The 23189-nt window shown below is 26.1% G+C and carries 15 protein-coding genes, 4 tRNA genes, 1 pseudogene and 1 other annotated feature; of the genes and pseudogenes, 1 reads left to right on the forward strand and 19 read right to left on the reverse strand.

The features are described from left to right. Positions 1 to 1144 (reverse strand): annotated as a pseudogene (locus BT993_RS02935) (autotransporter domain-containing protein); the annotation flags it as partial. A gap of 237 nt (positions 1145 to 1381) precedes the next feature. Here BT993_RS02935 and gltS point away from each other — a divergent pair. Beyond that, on the forward strand, positions 1382 to 2560 hold the full coding sequence (gltS, locus tag BT993_RS02940; RefSeq protein WP_072593154.1) for a sodium/glutamate symporter: 1179 nt from the start codon (positions 1382 to 1384) through the stop codon (positions 2558 to 2560). A 68-nt stretch (positions 2561 to 2628) separates the two neighbouring features. Here the strand turns inward: gltS and BT993_RS02945 are convergent, their stop codons facing one another. The 18 genes from BT993_RS02945 to BT993_RS03030 all read right to left on the reverse strand — a co-directional run bounded on the left by BT993_RS02945 (position 2629) and on the right by BT993_RS03030 (position 23187). Next, complete coding sequence (locus tag BT993_RS02945) at positions 2629 to 5574, reverse strand: UvrD-helicase domain-containing protein (protein WP_072593155.1); 2946 nt, start codon at positions 5572 to 5574, stop codon at positions 2629 to 2631. Then, the gene (locus BT993_RS02950) at positions 5561 to 8056 is read right to left on the reverse strand and encodes a PD-(D/E)XK nuclease family protein (protein ID WP_083557369.1); all 2496 of its coding nucleotides are present in this window, start codon (positions 8054 to 8056) and stop codon (positions 5561 to 5563) included. The genes BT993_RS02945 and BT993_RS02950 overlap by 14 nt, the downstream gene beginning before the upstream one ends. Positions 8057 to 8133: 77 nt before the next feature. Then, positions 8134 to 8484, reverse strand: coding sequence for a 50S ribosomal protein L20 (rplT, locus tag BT993_RS02955; RefSeq protein ID WP_072593157.1), 351 nt, complete (start codon positions 8482 to 8484; stop codon positions 8134 to 8136). 22 nt (positions 8485 to 8506) lie between these two features. Then, positions 8507 to 8713, reverse strand: a complete 207-nt coding sequence (gene rpmI / locus BT993_RS02960; RefSeq protein WP_072593158.1) for a 50S ribosomal protein L35 — start codon at positions 8711 to 8713, stop codon at positions 8507 to 8509. A gap of 18 nt (positions 8714 to 8731) precedes the next feature. After that, complete coding sequence (gene infC, locus BT993_RS02965; protein ID WP_072593159.1) at positions 8732 to 9265, reverse strand: translation initiation factor IF-3; 534 nt, start codon at positions 9263 to 9265, stop codon at positions 8732 to 8734. A gap of 268 nt (positions 9266 to 9533) precedes the next feature. After that, positions 9534 to 10673 (reverse strand): RNA polymerase sigma factor RpoD, encoded by a 1140-nt coding sequence (rpoD, locus tag BT993_RS02970; RefSeq protein ID WP_072593160.1) that lies wholly within the window; start codon positions 10671 to 10673, stop codon positions 9534 to 9536. 1 nt (position 10674) lies between these two features. After that, positions 10675 to 12453: a DNA primase gene (gene dnaG, locus BT993_RS02975; protein ID WP_072593161.1), complete on the reverse strand. Its 1779-nt coding sequence runs from the start codon at positions 12451 to 12453 to the stop codon at positions 10675 to 10677. 55 nt (positions 12454 to 12508) lie between these two features. Next, a complete protein-coding gene (gene rpoZ, locus BT993_RS02980) occupies positions 12509 to 12694 on the reverse strand; it encodes a DNA-directed RNA polymerase subunit omega (protein WP_012858521.1) in 186 nt (61 codons plus the stop codon). Continuing rightward, entirely contained in the window at positions 12691 to 13248 is a 558-nt protein-coding gene (gene gmk, locus BT993_RS02985) for a guanylate kinase (protein WP_072593162.1), read from the reverse strand. The genes rpoZ and gmk overlap by 4 nt, the downstream gene beginning before the upstream one ends. Positions 13249 to 13294: 46 nt before the next feature. Further along, positions 13295 to 17266, reverse strand: coding sequence for a DNA-directed RNA polymerase subunit beta' (gene rpoC / locus BT993_RS02990; RefSeq protein WP_072593163.1), 3972 nt, complete (start codon positions 17264 to 17266; stop codon positions 13295 to 13297). 29 nt (positions 17267 to 17295) lie between these two features. Next, positions 17296 to 20754, reverse strand: a complete 3459-nt coding sequence (rpoB, locus tag BT993_RS02995; protein WP_072593164.1) for a DNA-directed RNA polymerase subunit beta — start codon at positions 20752 to 20754, stop codon at positions 17296 to 17298. A gap of 166 nt (positions 20755 to 20920) precedes the next feature. Next, complete coding sequence (gene rplL, locus BT993_RS03000; RefSeq protein WP_072593165.1) at positions 20921 to 21286, reverse strand: 50S ribosomal protein L7/L12; 366 nt, start codon at positions 21284 to 21286, stop codon at positions 20921 to 20923. Positions 21287 to 21317: 31 nt separating this feature from the next. Continuing rightward, positions 21318 to 21812: a 50S ribosomal protein L10 gene (gene rplJ, locus BT993_RS03005; protein WP_072593166.1), complete on the reverse strand. Its 495-nt coding sequence runs from the start codon at positions 21810 to 21812 to the stop codon at positions 21318 to 21320. Between the two features lie 14 nt (positions 21813 to 21826). Further along, positions 21827 to 21960, reverse strand: a sequence feature (ribosomal protein L10 leader region). Positions 21961 to 21974: 14 nt separating this feature from the next. After that, positions 21975 to 22057 (reverse strand) — tRNA-Leu (locus BT993_RS03010). Between the two features lie 5 nt (positions 22058 to 22062). Next, a tRNA-His gene (locus BT993_RS03015) sits at positions 22063 to 22138 on the reverse strand. Positions 22139 to 22150: 12 nt separating this feature from the next. Further along, a tRNA-Gly gene (locus tag BT993_RS03020) sits at positions 22151 to 22226 on the reverse strand. Between the two features lie 7 nt (positions 22227 to 22233). Continuing rightward, positions 22234 to 22310 (reverse strand) — tRNA-Pro (locus BT993_RS03025). A gap of 139 nt (positions 22311 to 22449) precedes the next feature. Next, on the reverse strand, positions 22450 to 23187 hold the full coding sequence (locus BT993_RS03030) for an ABC transporter ATP-binding protein (protein ID WP_072593167.1): 738 nt from the start codon (positions 23185 to 23187) through the stop codon (positions 22450 to 22452). Positions 23188 to 23189 lie beyond the last annotated feature (2 nt).

Here is a 23189-nt window from a genome sequence, read left to right on the forward strand (position 1 = left end):
CCTTATTATTTACTGTATCGCTTCCTATTAATCTTAAAGTGTCATTATTTCCATTACTAGTTATATTACCAGTTACATTGTCTATAGATTTTATCGTAACAATAGTTTCAGACATTCCATCTTTTTCTAATGTTAAATTACCCTCTAATGTACCGTTTTGTAAATCTACTCTTAATAAATGAAATTTTTTGGTTTTTTTTATCGGATGTTCATCATCATAATGAACAATATTTATATTACCTTTAATTCTACCATTATTTTCTATTTTCCCCTTTACAGTATAAAGATTAAATTTCCCACTATTTTCTATATTACCAAAATTTTGAAAATTTAATTCTTCAGAAGAAACAAATATGTCTTGTGTTTTAATCTTACCAGTTTTTGTGTTTATAAAATCAATTCCAATTTCTAAATCTATCTCTCCAGTCATTTCATTTTCAATTATATTAGACTCTATTTCACCAGAATTTACAAATGAATATTTTGACATAGTTCTAGTAAAAATTCTTTCTACTTTAATTTTTCCCTCATTCTTAAAATCTAAACTACCCTCATGGGCTAAAACATATAACCTACCAGTTAATAATCCTGTCTTTCTATTTATTAAACTTACTTTATTAAGTCCATGTACTGAAGTATGTCCCTCTATTGTTCCAGCATTATCTAAAACTGTTAATTCTTCAGAAAAAAAGTTATTATCCCTATAGTTATCACCTATTGAATTTTTTAATATTGCATCTTTTGAATTTTTAAAATATATATATTTTGACCTTAAATTTATTCCTTCTTTATTAGTATCAATTTTTTTATTATTTAAAATATATATTAAATTTGAATACCCCTCTTCACCTATTTTATCAAATCTAACAAATTTAGTATCTTTTTCAATTAAAATGTTTGTATTATTTACAATTTTTAAACTATCTGGTATTTCATTAGTCTCTGAATATATGTTATTCTCTCCAGAAGTTGTATAATCTTTATTAAGTTCAATATTTACTTTTTCTTTATCACCTATGTGAACTTTATCTTTTGGATCTTTAATAGTTTTATCATACTTAATTTCTTTTTCAATATCATGTATTTTTTTGATATCTTCATTTATTCTATCATCAATTGTTTCAGCATTAGCCAAAATCGACATAAAAAAAATGATACTCCTAACATACCAATTTTTACTCACAACTTTCTCCTTTTTTTCCTTTTTTAATAACTCTAAACATTATACCCCCCCCCCGATATTTTGTCAATAGCTTTATGTGAAATTTTTATGCAATCTTTTAATCCACTTCAATATATATTTCATAAATCTTTACATAAATATAATATAATTGATTTTTTTCCATTAATATTGTATTATAATATTTATTTGGAGGTATTTATGAAATATATAATTGAATTTGATATGATACAAACTATCGGTATTGCTGTAATATTTTTAATTTTAGGTATAAAATTAAAAAAGAGAACACCATTATTACAAAAATACTGTATTCCTAATCCAGTTATTGGTGGAATAATTTTTTCAATAATAACATTAATATTAAGATATTTAAAAATAGTTGAATTTAATTTTGATACTACATTACAAAACTTTTTTATGATAATGTTCTTTACTAGTATTGGATTTAATGCTAGTTTCAAGTTAATTAAAAAAGGTGGAATTAAACTTATACACTTCTTATTTGTTGCAGTTTTATTGATATTTTTTCAAAACGGAATAGCATTAATAGTTGGAAAAATTTTAAATATTAACCCTTTAATGGCATTAATGACTGGTTCAACTCCTATGACAGGGGGACATGGAACTTCTATAGCAATATCTGAAAATATACAAATAGACGGATTAAAAACTATAGCAATTGCTGCTGCAACTTTTGGTACTGTTATAGGTTCATTAATAGGACCACCACTTGGGAAAAAGTTGATACAGAAATATAAGCTTAAATCTAATGACCAAGTAGATGATATAATAAAAGAAGATGATAAAATACATGAACTTGATGAGGAAAGATTTGCAAAAGCATTTTTCATTTTACTTTTATCTATGAGTAGTGGGACAATATTAAATATTTGGTTTAAAAAGATAGGATTACAATTGCCTGTATATATAGGCCCTATGTTTATAGCAGCAATAATTAGAAATTTATTTGATGTATTGTATAAGGAAATTCCTATGAAAGAGATACAAATATTAGAAAGTATATCACTTAGCTTATTCTTGTCTGTCGCTCTAATTTCATTAAAATTATGGCAATTATTTGACCTTGCTGGACCACTTGCTATACTTCTATTAGCTCAAGTTATTACTATATATGTGTTTATAAGATACATTACATTCAATATTATGGGCAGAAACTTTGATGCAGCAGTTATTTCAGCAGGACATATGGGATTTGGTATGGGAGCTACACCTAATGCTTTAGCAAATATGAAATCAATAAATGAAGAATTTGGTTATTCAAAACTTGCATTCTTAGTTGTTCCTATAGTAGGAGCATTATTTATAGATTTTTTCAATATTACTATTATTACCTTTTTCATACAATATTTTAGTTAATTAAAAAAGCCTGTTTTTATGTAATCTATCCAATTATTGGATATTAATACATTAATCAGGCTTTTTTATTATTCATCAAGAGGAAGTATTTCTATAAATATTTCATAATCAATAATTTCATTTTTCAAAATTCTTTTATATCCCTCTAATTGCTTAATATATTTAGGATTATTAACAACATTATGACCTATTTTAAAATCATAAATATATGCCTTTTTTTTCTCTTTATCTATTAATAATAAATCTATAATATACATTTTATCATTATCTTCTTTATCAAAAATTTTAAATTCTGAATACTTTATATTCTTACTTTCTAATATATGTTTATATCTTTTTATGTTTTTTTCTATCAAATCAAGTACTCTATTAAAACTTAAATCAGATAATAAATTACCATATTTCTTTTTAACTATATCTATTGCAATATCTACATTCCCATTATACACTTCAAAAAAGTAATGTATTGCACTACCCTCTTTTTGTCTTTCTATTCTTTCCACAGTATATTTTTCATCATTAACATTAATATAATTACTTTGAGTAAAATAATTAGAATATTTTGAGTAATCTAAAATATCCTTTTCCTTAATTTCAACATCAGATATATCTCTATTTCCTACACTTTTTTCTTCCTTAATTAAAGGTCCTTGAATTCCATAGAAGATATAGCAATTCTCTTTTGCTCTAGTATATGCTACATAGTTAAGATTTAAATAAGCATCTGAATTACCTTTATTTATAGTAGTGTATTCATTATATGCGTTCTCAAATTGTTTTAAATTATCCATTAAATCAGCTTTTTCAATTTCATTTAATGTATCATCATCATTTATTTCTTTAATCATTTTATTTAAAATATTATAATCACACATTCTAAATCCACTTATATTATACTCATCATCATAGGATACATATTTTTTTAATCCTATTTTCACATCATTAAAGCTATCATCATAAGTATATACATTTTTGTATTCAAGTCCCTTAGAAGCATGAATAGTACTTAATATTATTCCCTCTTTTTCAATAATAGATTTCTTAAATACTTTATTTTTTTCAATATTCTCATAAAAATCATATATATTTGAAAATTCTTTCATTTTCTCAAAATAAAAATTCAAGTTTAATATATCATTAGAATCATCGTTTAAACTATATCCAAATCTTTCTATATATTCCTTACCAAAATCAAAATTATTTGAATTAAAAGAATTATGTTTATCAAAATTATCTTTGAAATATTCAATATCTTCATCTATTTCACCTTGAATAACATCATTTATTTCATTTAAACTATATTTTTTAATATCACTTCTTAAAAATTCATATTTATTCATCTCATTTCTAGTAACTAAATATTTAACTAATTTATGTGCAGTTTTTACAGAATTAACATCTAATATATTTGATTTAGTCATTAAAGAATATCTAATATTTTCCTCATCTAAATATTTAGCAATTTTCTCTAATTTATTATTATCTCTCAATAATACAGCTGTATTTGTAAAATCTTTATTTTCCTTAATTTTTTCAACTATTTTCTTTATTATACTATCTTCATCTTTATTATTCTTTTCTACTAAAATTGTTTCAACATACCCAGCATTTTTTTCTTCTTTACTTGATTTAACTTCATCATATCTATAACTTGGAATCCTTGTAAATATATCATTTACAAAAGAAATAATATTCTTTTCAGATCTATAGCAGGTATCTAAAGTTTTTATTATAGTATCTTCACCTAATGACTTATCTAAATCTTCAAATAATTTCTTATATCCTCCACGCCATTCATATATACTCTGTTTTTCATCTCCTACACAAGTAACAATCTTTGCACCGTCCATTATTAATTTAATAAACTTAAACTGAAGTACACTTGTATCTTGAAACTCATCTACCATTAAAGCTTCTATTTTACCGTCCATTAATTCATAAAAATATTCTGTAACTTTTCCATTTTTTACTAACCCTAACTTTTCATCAAACATATATTTAAAGGTATAGTATGTTATATCATTAAAGTCTAGTAACTTATTTTCTTTTTTTAATCTAAAATCTTCATCAAAAACTATCTTATGATTTTTTAATAACTCATTTGTTTTCTTAGTACTTTCATAACTATATCTAATTAATTGAAAATCTTGTATTTTTTTACTTAATTCATAATTTTTTTCAAATAGATATTTTACTACATCCTTTTTTTTCTCTTTAGTATTAAATACATTTTTCATTGTATTTATTTTATTAAATAATGACCTTAGATTTTTATATTCCATTTCCATATTACTTGAATTAATTTTTTCTAAAGCATTTAATATCCTAATAGTATCGGCTTTCATTTTAGCTTCTTCACCATTATATTCTATTTTTAAATCATTAAAGAATAAATTTTTAGCTTTATTTATAACATCATTTAAAGTATATTTTTCTTCAAGTTTTTCTATACTTAGTAATTCATTTTTGTTATATAAAAAGTTTGTTTTAATCTCTTTTATTATATCCTTTATATTTCTACTACTAAACTTAAAATCAAATTCTTTATTATTTAATAAATTCATTACAAAGTCTGTATACAATGTTTTATCAGTATCTGTATCTTCTGTTAATATGTTATAGTTATACATTTCTAATATAGGTTCAGCAATACAAGTATTAAATACCTTAGAAGTAAATCCATCTATAGTATCTATTCTAACCCTATTCTTATTAATCAACATATCCTTATATATATCAGTTAATTTTTCTATATCACCATCTTTAAACTTATACTCAAAATTATTTTCTATATTCTTCATTAACTCTTCATAATTTTTACCCTTAGAAATTATTGTCAAAAGAAATTCAAAAATTCTATTCTTTATTTCAGCCGTAGCCTTTTTTGTAAAAGTCATTACTAAAATATTTCTAAAATCTATATCAAGCAAAAGAAAATATATATACTCTAAAGATAATCTATATGTTTTACCAGTACCAGCACTAGCTTTTACTACTGTTTTAATTTTTTTCATACTTAATTACCTCCTTAAAATTAGAATATTTATTTTCCTCACCAAATTCAAAAATATCTCCAGTTATAAATTGAGTTAGAGCATCTTTTATTTTTTCTTTATCTACATCTGCCTTTTCAACATTTATTTCTTCTAAAGTGTCAAATGTTTGAATAAAACTAATATATCCTATTTTTTCCTTATCTTCAAATTCATTCATATAAGAATATATAGTTACTTGATTTGCATAAACTTTTATTTTTTCTTTTTTAAATTTACCTGTCTTAAAGTCAATTATTATATATTTATTTTCTGTTTCTATAACTAAATCTGTTTTACCTATAACTTTAATTGTTCTATCTAATATTTCTAAATCAAAACTAACTTCTTTTTCACTATAAATATTTAATACATTTTCATTTGATAATATATTTTTTAATTTATCAAAAAAATCTAATATTGTTTTAGGTAAATCATTTAAATATGTGATATAAAAATACTTTTTATATTTTTCTAAAATATTATTTTCTTTTTGATTAATTACAGTATTTATAGCTTCTGTTATATATTGTAATAATATTTCATCTTTAATGTATTTTATATTTTTATCTACTTTATTTATTATTAATTCCATAATACTATGTGTAATATTTCCTACTTCAATACTTTCTATATCCTCATTATATATATCACTTTTTTCTATTTTATCTGAAAGGTAATATTCTATTTCTGAATTAATAAGATTAAGCAATTTAGTAACAGATATTTTATTAAAATCAGAAATTAAATCTTTCTTATACATAACATCATTACATGTTAAATAAACATCACTATCAACTTTTTTTATACCACTTTTATTTAATAATTGATTCAATATTTCAGCTTTTTCACTCATTGTAATTTCTTTTTTTTCAGCCTTTAATCCATGATTAAACATTAATTCAGTTAAAAATGGCATTTCAGAAATATTTTCATCTTCATTTTTTATATAACTTATATATATATTATTTGATATAGCTATATTTCTATATACATTATACAAATTCTCATATATTAAATTATCAGATACAGGTAATCCTAATTCACTACTTTGTACCTTAGAAAATATATTTCTATCTTTAACAAAAACATTACCTTGAACATTAATTAAAGCTAAATTTTCTTTAGCTCCTGTACTTAATTTTTTAATATCTAATATCTTACTATTATTATCAGATAAATTTATATGTAAAGTTTTTCTATCTAAATATTTTGTAAATAATATTAAATATTCACTTGAAAAATTAGTCAAAAAAGAAAAATCTAACACATTTACTTCACTTAGTGCTTCAAAATATGTAAAACTTGTATTAAACATGTATTCTTTATCTGATTTAATATTTCCAATCTTTGTTAATTTATCTAAATACTCTTCCTTACTCTTATATTCTTTCATTTCATCTAATAAGCTTAGACTTTTTAATTTATTACTATCAATATATATATTTCCATACTTTGATTCTCTAAATAAAGTATCTATATCATTTTCTGATATATTAAACTCTTTTCTAAATTCTTTTATAGCGTACAATTTATATATATCTAATATTAAATATCTACCATTAATTTCATTATTAATAGCTGTATATATCTTAGTTATTATATTATATGCTACAGTTTTATTAAATGAAAAATCAAAAGTATTAGCAATCTCATTTTGATTTATATATACATTTTCTGATTTAATTTCATCTATTTTCTTTTCTTCCATATCATAAAAAGTATTAAATTCTATATTATCAATAATACTTAAAGTTTGACTATATTTATCACTACATTCTACTATCTTAATTTTCTTATCTTTTAAATTAGGCATAGTTATATTTTTTAATATATTTTTCTCTTCATCATAATCATTTTTATCAATAAAAAGATATATAGATAAATTATCTATATCTTCAAGTATTTTCTTTTCAAGTAGATTATATGAAAACTTGTTAATAAAAACTATATTCTTAAAAGATTTAAAATAATCAATATTAATATATGAATATATTGGTAATAAATATCTAGGAATTTTATCTTCTGTTCTTGATTTTTCTAACATTATATCATTAATAGTTAAATATATATTAATTATGTTTTTTTGCCAACCATGTATTTCTATTTTATCTAAATCTATTCCATATTCTATATATTCTTTCATAAAAGAATAATATCTATATGCAATATCAATACAATCAAAATAGTTATTAATTTGTAATTTCTTTTTAAGTTCATCATTTAAACTATTAAAAAAATATACAACTTCTTTTTCTTCTTTAAGTAATATCTTTTTAGTAAGAAGTATTTTTTCCCAAAATTCAGTTTCAGTTATATATTTTTTGGTTGTAAATATATCTTTATCATTATTTTCTATTTCAATTTTATCATTAAAATTTGAGAATACATATAAAGTGTTATCTACAGTATTTTTATTTAAATCAAAATCTATTCCCTTATATTCAAATTTCAAAGCCATCATACACCACCTTTATTTTTAATATATTATATCATTTTTAATAAAAAAACTGAATTATATATATAATTCAGTTGTATGTATTATAAAGCTTTTACTTTTTCTACTAAAGCTTTAAATTCTGAAGAATTGTTTAAAGCAAGTTCTGCTAAAACTTTTCTATCTAATTCTATATTTAATTTCTTTAATCCATTCATAAATCTTGAATATGATAATCCCTCAGCACGAGTTGCTGCATTAATTCTGATTATCCATAATTCTCTCATTGTTCTTTTCTTTAATTTTCTATGTTCTGTTGCATAAGCCATAGCTTTTTTAACAGCTTCATTAGCCTTTTTATAATTAGTTTTTGTAGCTCCTCTATATCCTTTTGCTTCACTTAATACTTTTTTATGTTTTTTTCTTCTTACTATTCCTGTTTTTACTCTTGGCATTTTCTTTCCTCCTTATAAGTTATTATCTTCCTGCTTGTCCTGCTAATAATCTTGATGCTTTTTTAGCCATTCCACCATCTAATACTTGGTCTTTTCCTAATCTTTTCTTTCTCTTATGAGTTTTCTTAGTTAATATATGACTTTTTCCTGAATGTTTAACTACGAATTTACCTGTTCCTGTTACTTTAATTCTTTTTTTAGCTCCTTTGTGTGTTTTCATCTTTGGCATATTTTTTCCTCCTCTTGTCTATTTTTTAGGTGAAAGCATAATAAATTTTTGAACTTGCTCTCTACCATATTTTTTTTCAACTATAGCTTTATCTTCAAAGACATTTGCAAATTCATCAAGAACTTTTATAGCAGTTTCTGAGTGCATTTTCTCTCTTCCTGATAATCTTAAACTGATTTTTACTTTATTTTCTTTTTCTAAAAATTTATCAATTTGATTAATTTTAGTTTCCATGTCATGTGTATCAATATGAGGTTTAACTCTTATCTCTTTAATTACAGTATTTTTTTGTCTTTTTTTATTTTCTTTATCTTTTTTTATTTTTTCATAACGATATTTCCCATAATCCATTATTTTACATACTGATACTCCATTATTTGAAGACATTTCTACTAAATCAAGATTTTTTTCTTGAGCTATGTTATAAGCATCATGGAAAGACATTACACCTAATTGTCCACCTTCCTCTGAAATTAATCTTATTTCTTTAGCTCTAATTTCATCATTGATCCTAGACCCATCAGTTTTTCCAGTTCCCTTAATAAAGAACACCTCCTATATTTTTGTAATAAAAAAACAAGATAAAATCTTGTTCTCAATCATCAATAAAAATTTATTAGACATAATCTAACATAAATTAATTAACAATAACCTAACTCATATTAAGCATATGCACACTAAACGCTATGGAAAGGTGAGAATCAAAATTCTACTTTTTTAATATCAAAATATTGATATTTTCTTTTACTACAAAATAATAACATATTTTATAATATTTGTCAATTCTTTTGTATTTAGAAACAAGAGTGATTAAATCACTCTAATTTCTAAAATCTTCTAATCCTTTTTTCTTTTTAATATTTTTCAATTTATTTATAGCCTTAACTTCTATTTGACGTATTCTTTCTCTTGTTACATCAAATATTTTTCCAACTTCTTCTAAAGTTTTAGGAGCACCATCATCAAGCCCATATCTTAATCTTAATACTTGTTCTTCTCTTTCATTAAGTTCTTTTCTAAGTATATCATTTAATTTTTCTTTTAATACAGATCTTACTGTAGCTTCATGAGGATTTAAGAATTTATCATCTTCAACAAAATCTCCTAATTCTGAATCATCTTCACTTCCTACTGGAGTTTCTAATGATATTGGATCTTGATTCATTTCTAAAATATTTTTAACTTTTTCTACTGGCATTTCAACTATTTCAGCTAAATAATCATCAGTAGGTTCTTTCCCTGTTTCTTGTAAATGTATTCTCGATGCTTTCTTTATCTTATTTATAGTTTCTATCATATGTACAGGTATTCTTATAGTTCTACCTTGATCAGCTATAGCTCTTGTTATAGCTTGTCTTATCCACCATGTAGCATATGTTGAAAACTTAAACCCTTTATCCGATTCAAATTTTTCAACTGCTTTCATTAATCCTATATTACCCTCTTGGATTAAATCAAGTAATTTTAAACCTCTATTTGTATGTTTTTTAGCAATACTTACAACTAATCTTAAATTTGATTCCATTAATTGTTGTTTGGCTCTTTCATCACCTTCACCTATACGTTTTGCTAATTCAAACTCTTCCTCACTTTTAAGTAAAGGTATTTGACCTATTTCTCTTAAATACATTTTAATTGGTTCATCAACATCTGATGATTCACTAACAGTTGTTAAATCTTCGTTTAATAGGGCTTCGACTTCTTTTTCATCGATATTTATTTCTGGCTCTTCTCTTTTTATTTTTTCTACTTCTTTTTTCGATTTATTTTTGTCGGCTATTTTATTTACAATTTCTACATTTAATTCTTGCAACTTAAAAAATGTAGCTTCTATTTTATCTTGAGAGAAATTATTTTTCATTAATTTATTAATTTCTTCTCTACTAATAATTTTCTCTTCTTTCGCTATTTTGATTAAATTAGATAAACTTTCCTTTAAATCTATATTTTTAGCCGCCATTTCAATCTCCCTTTAAAACTATTATTTCTTTATAACATTTCTCCAAAGTATTAATATTCACAATATTTCTAAGTTTATTTAATAATTTACCTATATATATCTTTTTATCAATTTTTTCATTAATAGGTAATATATCAATTGAATCTTCATATTTTTTTATCAGTAATTCTAACCAAGTTTTAATTATTCTAATATAGTCTTCATCTGTATAGTTATTTTTAAATCCACATGTTGTTTCTATCATAAATTCCTCTTCATCTTTAGTTAAAATAAGAGAGGAAGCTTTATACATTTTATAATCTACAGATAAAAGCTTTTTATGTAGTTCTATATATTTATTACTTTGAAATTGAAAAGATTTAAGCATATTATACAATATTTGATCTACTTCTTTTCCTAGTAACAAAAAAACTATACTTAATTTTTCTAATTCTTCTTGTTTATTTATCTTTTCATTAGAACTATCTTCAACAAATTTTTTAACAATATTTGTATTTTTATTAGTGTTTCTCATATACTTTGATAAAATATATTTAGTTTCTACATCTATTAATTTTGAAAATTTTTCTATTTCAACACTATATACTATATCATTAGTTATGTTTTCAAAATATGATTTCATCAATTCTATTGCTTCTCTTTTTGAAGTAGTTTGAGTAAAATCAAAATCTTTTAAATTCATTTCAAATACATAATCTAATGCTCCTACAGATTTACCTAATATCTTAAAAAAATCATCTTTGCCATATTTTTTAAAATATTCATCAGGATCTTTTACATCATCAGGTAAACTAGCACATTTAATATTAAACTCTAATTTGTTTAATATATTTATTACTGATCTAGTTGCTTTTTGACCAGCTTCATCTTTATCATACATTATAATTATATTATCTGTATATTTCTTTAATAGTTTTGCTTGTTTTTCAGTAAAGGCTGTTCCTAAAGAGGCAACTGCACTATTAAAAGTATTAATATGTGAACTAAGCACATCTAAAAAACCTTCCATTAATATAGCATATTTTTTCTCTTTTATCTCTATACCTTTATTAAATAATCCATATAATTCACCACTTTTATCAAAGACATAGCTTTCAGTAGAATTTATATATTTAGGTATATTTATATTATCACCTATATATCTTCCACCAAAACCAACTATTTGTTGATGACTATTAAATATTGGAAATATTATTCTTTCTCTAAACACATCATAAATATTATCATTATCTGTACTACTTACCATAACTAAACCTAATTTAATTAATTCTTCGACTTCATACTTTTCTTTTAAATAATAATAAAGTGAATGCCAATCACTAGTAGCATATCCTATATCATATCTATTTAAATCATTTAAATTAAATCCTCTATTAATTAAATATTCTTTAGCTTCTGGTGATTTTTCAAAATTTAATTTAAAAAATTCTAGTGCATCTTTTAAAATTTTATGTCCAATATTATCTTTAATAATATATTTTGAATTACTTTTTTTTATACTAATACCATATTTTTGGGCAAGCTCATGTAATGCTTCATAATAAGAAATATTTTTTATATATGAATAAAACTTTATTACATTTCCAGCTTTTCCTGAACTAAAATCCTTAAAAATTTTTTTTGTCGGATGTACAGAAAATGATGGAGTATTTTCGCTTTTAAAAGGAGAATATCCCTTGTAACTTGCTCCTGCCTTATTTAAATCAACATATTGCCCTATTAGGTCAACTATATCAACGTTATTAATTATTTTTTCTTCATCTTCAGACAGTTTATACATACACTCCTCCGTAATATAAGTATAGTGCGATATTTAAAATTGTCAAGACAATATGTTAATCATTTTCAATAATTTTAACTTTTTCCTCTAATATATCTTCAAATACATTATCTATAATTTTAAATTTTTCTACACCCTCTATAAATTCTTTCCTAGCTGCTTTACCAGCTAAGATAGCTAATTCATATTTATTAGGTACTTTTTTCAATAATTCATCTACTGAAATTTTTTCCTTTTTCATAGTATTTCTCCTTTAGCTATGATATCAATAAGTTGCTTACAAGAATCTTCAATACTATGATTAATTATTGTATAATCATAATCTTTTTCATATTCAAGTTCTTTAATAGCATTTTCCAATCTTTTTTGTATTACTTTATCACTATCTGTATTTCTGCCTCTTAATCTTTTTTCTAATTCTTCAAGATTAGGAGCTTTAAAAAATATCAAAATAGAGTCATTTCTTTTACTTTTAGCTATAACTCCCCCTTGAACATCTATTTCAAGAATAACATTTTGACCATTTTCTAAATGTTTTTCAATTTCTGAATTTAATGTACCATAATAATTACCATGAACATTTGCATATTCAAATAATCCATTTTCATTAATTTTCTTTTCAAATTCTTCCTTAGTTATAAAGTAATAATCCTTACAATCAACTTCTCCAGTTCTCATTTGACGAGTAGTTACAGAAATTGCTAAAGGTATATTTAACATATCTCTTACTAGTTTTGTAACAGTTGATTTCCCAGAACCTGATGGTCCTGAAACTATGAATAATTTCCCTTTCATCTTTACTCTCCTAATTAATATACAAGGGGATATCTCCCCTCATATATTATATTTCATCTATTATTTTCTCGTCAACTTCACCTAAAAATAGATTTAAGTCCTTATAATTTTTAAATCCTGTTCCTCCAGGTATTTTCTTACCTATAGTTACATTTTCTTTAAGTCCTTCAAGTCTATCTACTTTTCCTTCAACTGCTGCATTTGCCAATACTTTAGTTGTTTCTTGGAATGAAGATGCTGATATAAAGCTTTCTGTATTTACAGCTGCTTTTGTTATACCTTGAATAACTGGTTCAAAAATTGCAGGTCTTTTACCTTTAGAAACTAATATCTTGTTTTCTCTTTCAATTACTTTCTTATCTACTAATTCATCTTCTAAGAATAATGAATCTCCTGATTCTTTAATTCTAATTTTTTGGAACATTTGTTTAACTATTATTTCTATATGTTTATCATTAACAGTAACACCTTGGCTTCTATATACTTCTTGTACTGATTCAAGTATAAATTGTTGTGCTTCAACTGCTCCTTTAATTCTTAAGATGTCATGTGGTGATATAGGCCCCTCTGTTAATTTATCTCCAGCATTTATTATCATTTCATTTGAAACTACTAAATGCTCTCCAGCAGGTATTGAATATTCTTCTATTACAGTATCTTTATCTATATCATGAATTTCAACAACTCTCATACCTTTTTTAGTTTTATCTGAGAATTTAATTCTACCACCAACATTAGCAAGTATAGCTTTGCCTTTTAAGTTTCTAGCTTCAAATAATTCTTGAACTCTTGGAAGACCTCCAGTAATATCTTTATTTCCTCCACCTGTTTTAGGTAATTTAGAAATTATATCTCCTGGTTTAATCATTTCTCCCTCTTTAAATAATAGATAAGAACCGTAATTTATATGATATTCTTTAATTTTCTTACCTTTATCATCATATACTATTACTCTTGGTTTAACTTGAGTACTTTCTATAGGTTTAATAGCTAATCTTTCAATAACATCATATTTAACATCTATATTTTCTTTAATATAGATATCTCTAAATTCTATACGACCAGCTACTGTTGAAATAGTTGGAGTTTGGAAAGGATCAAATTCTATTAAAATTTGCCCCTTTGTTACCTTTTCATTATTTTTAACTCTTAGCACTGATCCTGATGGTACTTCATAACGATATTTACCTAAAATTACTTTACCTATTGATGAAACAACTATTTCTCTTCCATCTGGATAAGTAAATGTTTCAATATTTTCAAATTTAATTTTTCCATCTTCATCTGCTCTATAATCAGATTGAACTTCAGAACCCGTTGCAACCCCTCCTGTATGGAAAGTACGCATTGTAAGCTGAGTTCCTGGTTCTCCTATTGATTGAGCTGCAATAACTCCTACCGCTTCTCCAAGTAATACTTCTTTATGATTAGATAAATCAACTCCATAACATTTTTTACATACACCTTTATCAAGTTTACATGTTAAAGGAGATCTCATCTTAACGCTAGTTATATTTCTCTTAACTATTTCAGCTAATAAATTCTTAGTAATTAAAGTATTTGCTTTAGCTATTACTTTTCCATTATCTACTAAATTTTCAGCTAAAAATCTTCCATATATTCTTTCTTCTAATTTTTCTATAACTTTACCTTCATAAGTTAAATCACTTACTTCTATTCCATGATTTCCACAACCACAGTCATCTTTATTAACTATTAATTCATGAGAAACATCTACAAGTCTTCTTGTTAAATATCCTGAATCGGCAGTTCTTAAAGCTGTATCTGCTAGTCCTTTTCTCGCACCATGTGATGACATAAAGAACTCTAATACGTTTAATCCCTCTCTAAAGTTGGCTTTAATTGGTATTTCAATAATTTCCCCTTTAGTATTTGACATCATTCCACGCATTCCTCCTAATTGACGAATTTGTGCAATAGATCCTCTAGCTCCAGAGTTTGCCATCATATATACAGGATTAAATTGATCTAGGCTGTCCATCATGGCTTTAGTTACATCATTAGTAGCCTTATTCCACACTTGAACTGTTCTTCTATATCTTTCATCATTAATAATTTCCCCTGCTTTATAAGCATTTTCAATATCTACAACATCTTGATCTGCTTTAGCAAGTATAGCTTTTTTCTCAGCTGGAATTTGTAAATCTTCTATACCTACACTTACTCCAGCAAATGTAGCAAAGTGATATCCAAATTCTTTAATTTTATCTATTAATTCACAAGTTTTTTCAAATCCATATTGTTCATATAATCCTGCAATTAATTTACCTAATTCAACTTTACCAAAAGTAACTTCATAATTTCTAATTTCTTCTGGTAATAATTGGTTAAATATTATTCTACCAGGTGTAGTTTTAATAATTTCACCATTTATTCTTACATTTACTAAAGCATGGACACCAACTTTTTCATTTTGGTATGCTGTAGTTAATTGTTCTATACTAGAAAAATATTTATTTTCTCCTATTTCTCCTAGTCTTTCTTTAGTCATGTAATAACATCCCATAACCATATCTTGAGATGGAACTGCTATAGGTTTACCACTTGATGGTGCAATAATATTATTAGTAGCAAGCATTAATAACTTAGCTTCAAGTTGTGCCTCTGGTGATAAAACTAAATGAACTGCCATTTGGTCTCCATCAAAATCGGCATTAAATGCAGAACATACTAATGGGTGAAGTCTAATAGCTTTCCCCTCAATTAATGTTGGTTCAAATGCTTGTATTGATAGTCTATGTAAAGTTGGGGCACGGTTTAATAACACTGGGTGGTTTTTAATAATTTCTTCTATTAATTCCCAAACTGCTTCGTTTTCTTCTTCAACCATTTTTTTAGCAGTTTTAACATTGCTAGATATACCCCTTTTAACTAATTCTCTCATTAAAAATGGTTTATATAATTCTAATGCCATTTTCTTAGGTAATCCACATTGATGAATTTTTAGATTTGGACCTACAACTATAACTGAACGTCCTGAATAATCCACACGTTTCCCAAGTAAGTTTTGTCTAAATCTTCCTTGTTTACCTTTTAACATATTTGATAATGATTTAAGTTCTCTATTAGATTGAGTAACAACTGGCTTCCCACGTCTACCATTATCTATTAGAGCATCTACTGCTTCTTGTAGCATTCTTTTTTCATTTCTTATCATAATTTCTGGAGCATTAGAATCTATTAATTTTTGTAATCTAATATTTCTATTTATTACTCTTCTATATAAATCATTTAAATCACTTGTTGCAAATCTTCCACCATCAAGTTGTACTAGTGGTCTTAAATCTGCTGGTATAACTGGTAATATAGTTAAAATTAACCATTCAGGTTTATTTCCTGAACTAATAAAATCTCTAACTATTTTTAATCTTTTTACCATTTTCTTTCTTTTTTGACTTGAATTTTCTCTATCAATTTCTTCTTCTAATTCTTTTTCTAAAACTGGTAATTCTAATTCTTGTAACAATTCTAAAATACCCTCAGCTCCCATTTTAGCACGGAATGAACCACGATCATTGCTTTCTGTGCATAATCTGTACTGTTGTTCTCTAATAATTTGATTTTTATTAAATTCAGTATTTCCTCCATCTATAACTATATATCTTGAGAAATATAGAACAGCTTCAAGTTCTTTAGTACTTATACCTAAAAGTAAACTCATTTTATTTGGAGTTCCTTTAGAATACCAAATATGAGCTATAGGAGTTGCAAGTTTAATGTGTCCCATTCTTTCTCTTCTAACTTTAGAAGTTGTAATAGTAACTTTACATTTTTCACATACAGTTCCTTTATCTTTCATTTTTTTGTGTTTACCACATGTACATTCATAATCTTTTGTTGGTCCAAATATTTTCTCACAAAAAAGACCATCTGGTTCTGGTTTTAATGTTCTATAGTTTATAGTTTCTGATTTAGTTACTTCTCCATAAGACCATTCCAATATCTTTTCAGGTGAAGCAAGTTTAATTTGAATACTATCAAAATCTCTTATACTCATCGAATATGAGCCTCCTTATTCTAGTTTTTTTATCCCTCAAAATTATTATCTAATTCTATTCTTTCTCCCTCTTTATTATATAGATTTACATCTAATCCTAAAGATTGGAATTCTTTAATAAGTACTTTAAATGATTCAGGAGCATCTGCTTCTGGCATTGATTGTCCTTTAATTATCGATTCATAAGTCTTAGTTCTACCATTAATATCATCAGATTTAACAGTCAACATTTCTTGAAGGATATTTGAAGCTCCATATGCCTCAAGAGCCCAAACTTCCATTTCTCCTAATCTTTGTCCACCAAATTGAGCTTTACCTCCAAGTGGTTGTTGAGTAACTAGTGAATATGGTCCTATTGCTCTAGCGTGCATTTTATCTTCAACTAAATGGTGTAATTTTAACATGTACATTCTTCCTACTGTTACTGGATTATCAAAATATTCTCCAGTTCTACCGTCAATTAGCTTAACTTTTCCTGTTCTAGGATATCCAGCTTCTTCTAAGTAATTTTTAACATCTTCTTCAGTTGCACCATCAAATACTGGTGTTGCAATATGTTTATTCATATCCCCTATAGCAAGTCCCAAATGAACCTCTAATACTTGACCTATATTCATACGAGATGGAACTCCTAATGGATTTAAACAAACATCAACTGGAGTACCATCTTCTAAATGTGGCATATCTTCAACTGGTAATACACGAGATATAACCCCTTTATTACCATGTCTTCCTGACATTTTATCTCCAACCATTATTTTTCTTTTTTCTGCAACATAAACTCTTACTACCTTATTTACACCTGCTTTTAAATCATCTTTATTTTCTTTAGATAATACTAATACATCTACTACTGTACCTTTAACTCCATGTGGTAATCTTAGCGATGTATCTCTTACATCTTTAGCTTTTTCTCCAAAAATTGCTCTTAATAATCTTTCTTCAGCAGGTGGTTCACTCTCACCTTTAGGAGTTACCTTACCAACTAAGATATCATCAGGTTCAACATAGGCTCCTATTCTTACAATACCGTCTTTATCTAAGTTACGTAAAGCCTCTTCAGATACATTAGGTATTTCTCTTGTAATTTCTTCTTCTCCAAGTTTTGTAGTTCTTGCTTCTATATCAAATTCTTCTATATGTAATGATGTAAATACATCATCTTTTCTTAATCTTTCTGATATTAAAATTCCATCCTCGAAATTGTATCCTTCCCAAGGCATGAATGCAAGTAATATATTTTTACCTAAAGATAAATCTCCACCTGATGTAGATGGTCCATCTGCTAATATATCTCCTTTGTTTACTTTAGCACCTAAATCTATTATTGGTTTTTGATGTAAACACATACTTTGATTAGATTTTTCAAAATTTAATAATCTATGTAAATGTTCATCTCCTTTTTTATCTGTAACTATAATTTTACTTGCATCAACATAAGTAACTTCTCCTTTTACTTTTGATACAAGCACTGCTCCAGAATCTATAGCAACCTTTCTTTCAAGACCTGTTCCTACATAAGGAGCTTCTGTTTTAAGTAATGGTACTGCTTGTCTTTGCATGTTTGATCCCATTAATGCACGGTTAGCATCATCGTGTTCTAAGAATGGAATTAACCCTGCTGATACTGAAACTATTTGCTTAGGAGAAACGTCCATTAAATCAACTTGTTCTTTTTTAACATGAACTATTTCATCACCATATCTACATGTGATATCGTTATCAAGTAATCTTCCTTTTTCATCTATATTAGTATCTGCTTGAGCTATAAATAATCCCTCTTCTTCATCAGCAGCAAGATAACTAATATCATTAAAATCAGCTACTCCATCTTTAACTTTTACAAATGGAGTTTCAATAAATCCATATTTATTTACTTTACCATAAGTTGAAAGTGAAGCTATTAACCCTATATTTGGTCCCTCTGGAGTTTCTATAGGACAAACTCTTCCATAATGTGAGTTATGAACGTCTCTAACCTCAAATCCTGCTCTATCTCTTGAAAGTCCTCCAGGTCCTAATGCTGATATTCTTCTCTTATGAGTAAGTTCAGCAAGTGGATTTGATTGATCCATAAATTGAGATAATTGTCCACTACCAAAAAATTCTAATATTAAAGCATTTAATGGTTTAGTGTTTAATAAACTTTGAGGTGTTAAAGTATTAATGTCTTGAGTTTGCATTTTTTCTTTAACCATTTTAGACATCTTAGCTACTCCACCTTTAATTTGGATAGATAATAGCTCTCCAACTCCTCTTACTCTTCTATTTGATAAATTATCTATATCATCAGTACTTCCACCACCGTTATATAGTACTTTTAAGTAGTTTATAGTTGCTATTACATCTTTTTTTGTTAAAACTATATCTTGTTCGTTAATTTCTCCTTCAAGTTTTAATCTCTTATTAATTTTGTATCTTCCAACAGGTGCAAAATCATATCTTTGAGGATTAAAGAACATAGGTATAATTAAGTTATAGGCACTCTCTACAGTAACTATATCTCCAGGCTTTATTTTTTTAAACACTTCTACTACAGCCTCATCAGATGATTTAGTATGATCATCTTTAATTGATTTAGCTATCATTCTATCTTCTGGTTTTACTTCCCATATAGTAATTTCTGAAATGTTATATTCAATTAATTTATCTACAGTAATTTCATCTATAAAGCTTTCTGATTCTATTACTATTTCTCCTGTTTTCTCATTAACTATATCTTCATTAACAAATGAACCCTCTATTTCTGTTCTAATAACACTTTTTGCATCTTCTATATTCTTATACTTTTTGTATATAGGTGCAAGTTGTATAGTTTTAATTTCAAAGAATTCATCCATTATTTCAGAATTAGATTCAAAAAATTTAACTGCTTTTAAAAATACAGATGCTAATACTTTTTTCTTTCTATCAATTTTCACATTTAAAACATCATTTTTATCTGTTTCAAATTCAAGCCAAGTTCCTTTATATGGAATAATTTTACCGATAAACATATCTTTACCAGTTTGCATATTTAATTCTTTATTAAAAGTGATACCAGGTGATCTATGCAATTGAGAAACAACTACTCTTTCTGCTCCATTTATTATGAAAGTAGCTTTATCAGTCATCAAAGGTATATCTCCAAAATGTACCAATGTTTCCTTAATTTCTCCAGTTTTATTGTTTGTTAATCTTAATTTAACTTTTAATTGACCTGAAAATGTTTTCCCTCTTTTTTTACATTCTAACTCGTCATTTAATGGTGCTTCACTATCATGTATTTCATACCCAAAATACTCCAGCTTTAAAGTACCATTAGCAGATTCTATTGGGAATGTTTCTTGGAATATTGCCTCAAGTCCTTTTAATTCTCTTGAATCGTAAGATCTTTTTGTTTGTAAAAAATCTTCATAAGAATCTAATTGGAATTCTAAAAAATTAGGCATTTCTCCCCTATCTTTAATTTTCCCAAAACTATATCTTTTAATTAGTTTGTTATTCATTTTTTAAGTTTCCTCCTATGAAAAATATACCTTGATACACCGAAAATAATGTGTTAAATATAAAAATGATCAAAGTAAAAAGATTTGAAATTTGAATGGTGTTATAAATGAGGAAAAGACATCACGTACTTTCGGATGTCTATTCCCCTATTTTAATATGTTGTTATTATTTTAATTCTACAGATGCTCCAGCAGCTTCTAATTTACCTTTAATTTCTTCTGCTTCTTCTTTTGAAGCTCCTTCTTTAACTGCTCCACCGTTATCTACTAAGTCTTTAGCTTCTTTTAAACCTAATCCTGTAATAGCTCTTACTTCTTTAATAACTGCTATTTTGTTAGCTCCTGCTCCTGTTAATACTACATCGAAGTTTGTTTTTTCTTCAACTGCTTCTGCAGCTACTGCTCCACCTGCAACTGCAACTGGTTGTGCTGATACTCCAAAAGTTTCTTCTATAGCTTCTACTACTTCTTTTAATTCTAATACTGTCATTACTTTTAAATCTTCAATAAATTGTTCTTTATTAAATGCCATTTTAATTCCTCCTGTTTTTTAATATATATTATTAAGCTTCTTTTTGTTCTGCTACGTTAGATAATCCAACTGCTAACATTCTTACTGGTGATAATAATCCGTATGCTATCATACCTAGTAATTCTGGTCTTGATGGTAACTTAGCTAATGCTTCTATTGTACTTTTATCAGCTACTTTTCCATCAACAATTCCACCTTTGATTTTTAATTTTTCACCTTTAAATTGTTGTGCAAAATCATAAATTAATTTTGATGGTGCAACTCCATCTTCAAATCCTAAAGCAAAAGATGTTGCTCCCTCAGCCAATTCATTTAACTCAAGATCTAAACCAACATTTTTTAAAGCTATTTGTACTAATCTATTTTTAGCAACAAAATATTCTACGTTAGCTTTTCTTGCTTCACTTCTTAATTTTGTATCTTCATTAACTGTAATCCCTTTATAATCAACAAAAATCACTGCTTTTGCTTCTTTTAATTTTTCAGTCAACATTTCTACTGCTGCAATATTAGCTTTTGATGCCATATTGTTTCACCTCCTTGTAAATAAAAAAACCACTATATTTTAGTGGGCGAGGTTAAAAGTATATACCTTATATATGTACTATACTCAGAACTCACCTCGGTAGGATTTACTTTATACCTACTGTCTTTAGTTTGTTCAAATGATTATTCATTTTAACAAAAATGGTGCGCAAGGTGGGACTCGAACCCACACGCCGAAGCACTAGATCCTAAGTCTAGCGTGTATGCCAATTTCACCACTCGCGCATGTATGGGGTGACCGACGGGACTTGAACCCGCGACAACCAGTGCCACAAACTGGCGCTCTACCAACTGAACTACGGCCACCATAAATAAAAATGGAGCGGGAGACGAGGGTCGAACTCGCGACATTCAGCTTGGAAGGCTGACACTCTACCAACTGAGTTACTCCCGCATAATAATGGTCGGTGTAACAGGATTTGAACCTGTGACCCCTTGCTCCCAAGGCAAGTGCGCTACCGAGCTGCGCTATACACCGTTATTATATTGTCCTATCGACAAGAATTATATTACCATATTTAAAATGCTTTGTCAACACTTTTTATATTTTTTTGAAAGTTTTTTATATCACATATATTTTAAATAAGTGTAGAGATAATTCCACTACACTTATTATACTATTTTTTATTTAATTCTTCTAATATTTTTTTCTTAAATTCTATAAACTCTATCGTAGTATTGTCTCTTTTTTCTAAATCAATATGTATTTCTTTAGAAATCTTCCCTACACCATTTTCTATTTTTAATATATATATTCTATTAGATAATAATATTGCTTCATCTATATCATGGGTTATTAATAAAGTTGTAAGATTTAATTTTTTTCTAATCTCCATATACCATTTATGTATATTTGACTTTGTTATTAAATCTAATGCTGAAAATGGTTCATCAAGTAAATTCATATCATCAGAAAACATATATGTTCTTAAAAATGCTACTCTTTGTCTTTGTCCTCCTGATAACTCTCTAGGATACTTATATTCAAGACCTGAAAGACCAAAATTTTCAAGATTATTACTTACTTTTTCAAATGCTTTTTTCTTATCTATGCCTTTAATTATTAAAGGAAGAGAAATATTTTCTATTACATTTTTAAATGGCAGTAATAAATCTTTTTGTAACATATAGCTCATTTTACCATTTTTACCTGTAACATCTATATTATTTAATAAAACTTTACCTGTATTTGCAGGTATAATCCCAGCAACAGCATTAAAAATTGTAGTTTTCCCACTTCCAGACGGACCTATAACACTTACAAGTTCACCATTATTAACATGAAAATTAATATCTTCTACTATATTTTTTCCATTTAAAACAACACTTAAATTCTTTACTTCTAATTTTATCATAA

Origin of the sequence: Streptobacillus ratti (assembly GCF_001891165.1) — a bacterium.
In the GTDB taxonomy this organism is placed as follows: domain Bacteria; phylum Fusobacteriota; class Fusobacteriia; order Fusobacteriales; family Leptotrichiaceae; genus Streptobacillus; species Streptobacillus ratti.